The 4,057-nt window shown below is 70.4% G+C and carries 3 protein-coding genes and 1 pseudogene; 1 reads left to right on the top strand and 3 read right to left on the bottom strand.

Annotated elements, in window-relative coordinates; genetic code table 11:
- Positions 1-147: 147 nt before the first annotated feature.
- Both D3273_RS27265 and D3273_RS27260 read right to left on the bottom strand, forming a co-directional pair.
- A complete protein-coding gene (locus tag D3273_RS27265; protein WP_129230133.1) occupies positions 148-609 on the bottom strand; it encodes a GtrA family protein in 462 nt (153 codons plus the stop codon).
- Positions 606-1,619, bottom strand: a complete 1,014-nt coding sequence (locus D3273_RS27260; protein WP_129230131.1) for a glycosyltransferase — start codon at positions 1,617-1,619, stop codon at positions 606-608. Before D3273_RS27260 ends, D3273_RS27265 begins: the two co-directional genes overlap by 4 nt.
- 563 nt (positions 1,620-2,182) lie before the next feature.
- On the opposite strand from D3273_RS27260, the gene D3273_RS27255 reads away from it, so the two are divergent.
- Positions 2,183-3,490, top strand: a complete 1,308-nt coding sequence (locus D3273_RS27255; RefSeq protein WP_129230129.1) for a UDP-glucose dehydrogenase family protein — start codon at positions 2,183-2,185, stop codon at positions 3,488-3,490.
- A gap of 253 nt (positions 3,491-3,743) precedes the next feature.
- On the opposite strand, the pseudogene D3273_RS28595 reads toward D3273_RS27255, so the two are convergent.
- Positions 3,744-4,057 (bottom strand): annotated as a pseudogene (locus D3273_RS28595) (hypothetical protein); the annotation flags it as partial.

The raw sequence follows: 4,057 nt of genomic DNA, 5'->3' as shown, positions 1-4,057 counted from the left end.
CCCAACCTCGACCTCGCCTCGGCCGACTTCGCCCTGGCCTTCCCGCCCCGGCGGCGGAAGCCGTGGCACACGACCCCGCCACAAGGCTGATCACCCGAGCGGCGGCGAGCAGCACCATGCCGCCGCCGCAAAGCGACGCGGCCGTCCTCAGTTCGGCAGGACGCCGGTGCCGCGGGGCCGATCAGTGGCGCGGAAGACGATCAGCTTCGCACCGAGATAGTTGATCACCAGCGCGAAGGCCGACGCGACGGCGAGGCATGCGAGCGGTGCGTTCCAGGGCGGCGGCACGAGCAGGTAGAGCGCCGAATAGATCGACAGATTGCACACGAAGCCGAGGCCTTGGACGGCGATGTAGAGCCCGAGGCCGCGCAGGAAGCCGACCTGAGCGCGGAAGGCCCAGACGCGGTTGAGCGCGTAGGTGGCCACTACCGCGACGGCGGAGGACAGCAGGCGGCTCGGGATCGGATCCGTTCGGAACACCCGCACCAGCACGAGCAGCACGCCCGCGTCGACGCAGAACCCCACCCCTCCGACCGCGGCAAAACGGGCGAACTGGGCGAGATTGACCCGTTTCGCCGGGGGCAGGGGACCTCGCGCGAAAGCCCTCACGGCGGTGTTCCCGGTGGCGGCATCGACAGATAGGTGAGCCGCTTGAACTCCTGCCGCGCCTTGGTGACGACGTCGAGGATGATGCCGGTGAAGATGGACGCCGCGCCGAGCACCACGAGGCCGAAGCTCAGCACGGCCGTGGGCAGGCGCGGCACGAGCCCGGTTTCGAGGTAGGTCAGAACGACGGGTATGCCGAGCAGGACGCCCGACAGCGCGACGGCGAGGCCCGAAAGGGCGAAGAAGCGGAACGGCCGCTCGTCCTTGATCAGACGGGAGATCAGCATGAGGATGCGCGTGCCGTCCCGATAGGTGCGCAGCTTGCTCGTCGAGCCGCTGGGACGTTCGACGTAGGGCGCGGAAATTTCCCCCATCGGCATCCTCATCTCCAGGGCGTGGACGGTGAGCTCCGTTTCCGTTTCGAAGCCGCTCGACATCGCCGGAAAGGATTTCACGAAGCGGCGCGACAGCGCCTTGTACCCCGACAGCATGTCGGAGGTTTCGCGACCAAAGATCGAGCGGACGATCTGAGTCAGGGCCAGGTTGCCGAGGCGGTGGCCGCGCCGGTAGGCGTCCAGGTCGGTCGAGATCCTCGCCACGTTGACGAAGTCGTAGCCTTCGCCGAGCACCATCTCGGCCAGCCGTCCCGCGACGCGCGCGTCGTAGGTGCCGTCCCCGTCCACCATGATATAGCAGTCGGCCTCAATGTCGGCGAACATGCGCCGGACGACGTGACCCTTGCCCTGACGCCGTTCGATGCGCACCACCGCGCCCTCGTCCGCAGCCAGGCGGGCCGTCTCGTCGGTCGAGTTGTTGTCGTAGACGTAGATCGCGGCGTCCGGCAGCGACGCCCGAAACTCGCGCACGACGGAGACCACGGTCAGGGCCTCGTTGTAGCAGGGCACCAGGACGGCGACGCGGCCCCGCCCGGTGGCCGAGGCGAGGCGCGGTATGCCGCCCGACAGGGTCGCGCCGCCCTGGACCGGACCATGGTCGACCTCGAAACCCGTCATGACCACCCGGATGCCGACCCGAAACCGCCGGGAAATTGGCTCATCCGAGTGGGTAAAGCAAGGTTGCGGGCGCGCCGGTGCGCCCATCGGGGCGGAGGTCCTCCCGATCGTCGGCCGTCCGTCGGAGGTGACGGGTCGCGGGGGGCTCGACCACGCGCGTGTGTCCGCGCTCGGCGCCCGGTTCCACGAGGACGTCCGCAGGCCACTCGGATGGAGACCGACCGATCCTGCACCGCCCTTCGGCGGCGCGACCGGCGGCGATGCCGGGGTGGATGCCGAGCCGGATCGTCCTGCTTCCCGTGCTCGACGTCGCCGCGCGCTTACGCGCGCCCTGGATGCCGCCGCCTCTGGCGAACCCCGCCAGAGTCTCCTCGCCCGTCCGTTCCCCGGAGCCGACGACGCTGCCACGAGCTTCGCCATCTGCGGGCTGCGATCCACCTCTCTCCCTCCGCGACAGGGCGCGCGAGACCGACGGCGTGGCGTCGCTTGCCGCTCGGGGTCGGAGCCGTTAATCACCCGCCTTGGCCGGGCGGGACGCCTGGTGGGTTTGAAAGCGGATCAGCATGCGCATCGCCATCATCGGCTCGGGCTACGTCGGACTGGTTTCGGGCGCCTGCTTCGCCGATTTCGGCCACACGGTCGTGGCGGTCGACAACGATCCCGCCAAGATCGCCATGCTGCGCCGGGGCGAGATGCCGATCTACGAGCCCGGCCTCGCCGACCTCGTGGCCTCCAACGCCCGCGCGGGAAGGCTGTCCTTCACCACGGACCTGCCCGCCGCTGTCCGCTCGGCCGAGGTGGTGATGATCGCGGTCGGCACGCCGTCGCGCCGCGGCGACGGCCACGCCGACCTCAGCTACGTCCACGGCGCCGCGCGAGAGATCGCGGCGTCGCTCGACGGCCCGACCGTCGTGGTCACCAAGTCCACCGTGCCGGTCGGCACCGGCGACGAGGTGGAGCGCATCATCCGCGAAGCCCGGCCCGACGCCGAGCTGTCGGTGGCGTCCAACCCCGAGTTCCTGCGGGAAGGCGCCGCCATTCAGGATTTCAAGCGGCCGGACCGGATCGTGCTCGGCGTCGAGGACGCGCGCGCCCGAGCCGTGATGCAGGAACTGTATCGTCCGCTGTACCTGAACCAGGCGCCGATCGTGTGGACCTCGCGCCGCACCGCCGAGCTGACGAAATATGCCGCCAACGCCTTCCTGGCCACGAAGATCACCTTTATCAACGAGATCGCTGACCTGTGCGAGCGGGTCGGCGCCGACGTGCAGGAGGTCGCCCGCGGCATCGGGCTCGACAACCGGATCGGCCCGAAGTTCCTCCACGCCGGGCCTGGCTACGGCGGCTCCTGCTTCCCCAAGGACACGCTGGCCCTGATCAAGACCGGGCAGGACCACGGCGCCTCGCAGCGCATCGTCGAAACCGTCGTGGCGGTCAACGATCAGCGCAAGCGATCCATGGCCAGGAAAGTCGTGGCGGCTTGCGGGGGCAGCCTGCGGGGGAAGACCGTGGCGGTGCTGGGGCTGACGTTCAAGCCCAACACGGACGACATGCGCGACGCGCCCGCCCTGGCGCTCATCGCCGCGCTGCAGGACGGGGGTGCCCGCGTGCGGGCCTACGATCCCGAGGGCATGGAGGCGGCGCGGGGCCTGATCGAGGACATCGCCTTCGCGCCCGACCCCTACGCTTGCGCCGAAGGCGCCGACGCGCTGGTGATCGTGACGGAATGGGACGCCTTCAGGGCGCTCGACCTCGACCGCGTCAAGTCCGTGATGCGGGCCGCCGTGCTGGTCGACCTGCGCAACATCTACCCGCCCGAAGAGGTGGAACGCCGCGGCTTCACCCATACGGCGGTCGGCCGCCCGGGTTGACGGACGCCTGATACGGGATCCGCTGGACCAGTCCGGTACCTTCTACCCTTGCCGAAACTCGAGGTAGTTCAGCGGATCTCGTATGACGCGCCATCCGGCGGAGGATGCCGGGCGGCGCGGCGCCCGAGTCGAGCCGACGTCCGCATGCGGGGGAAGTCCGGACCGGGGTCGCGCTACCCGGCGCGCAACCCCGGCGAAGTCGCGGTGCGGGGCCGGCGCCGAGCGGCGGGCCGGGCCGCCGAGCGCGTCGCCGTCAGCCGGCGAGGCTGGGCGACAGGCGATCTCCCGCGTCGTGGTCGGGCGCGTCGTCGTCGGGCGCATCCGTGTCGTCGGCGGGCGGGAGCGGCGCGGACGCCTGGGCGACGCCGTCGATGTAGCGCGCCCACACCGCGTCCACGGTGCCCTCGCCGACGATCTCGCCCGCTTCGAGCAGAACGGCGCGGTTGCAGTAGGTTTGCAGCGAGCCGACGTCGTGCGATGCCAGGACCATGATCTTGGCGCTGTCCAGCATGGCGTCGAGCCGCGCCTTGGCGCGCGCCGCGAAGCCCGCGTCGCCGAAGGAGATCA

The organism is Lichenibacterium minor, from assembly GCF_004137685.1.
Classification (GTDB): Bacteria; Pseudomonadota; Alphaproteobacteria; order Rhizobiales; family Beijerinckiaceae; genus Lichenihabitans; species Lichenihabitans minor.
The sequence above is the reverse complement of the archived record's forward strand: the minus strand, read 5'-3'. Positions and strand labels throughout refer to the sequence as shown.

What these genes read in the sequence shown, in the direction of transcription:
- D3273_RS27260 (WP_129230131.1), bottom strand. Translation starts at nt 1,619, where the DNA reads ATGACGGGTTTCGAGGTCGACCATGGTCCGGTCCAGGGCGGCGCGACC.
- D3273_RS27255 (WP_129230129.1), top strand. Translation starts at nt 2,183, where the DNA reads ATGCGCATCGCCATCATCGGCTCGGGCTACGTCGGACTGGTTTCGGGC.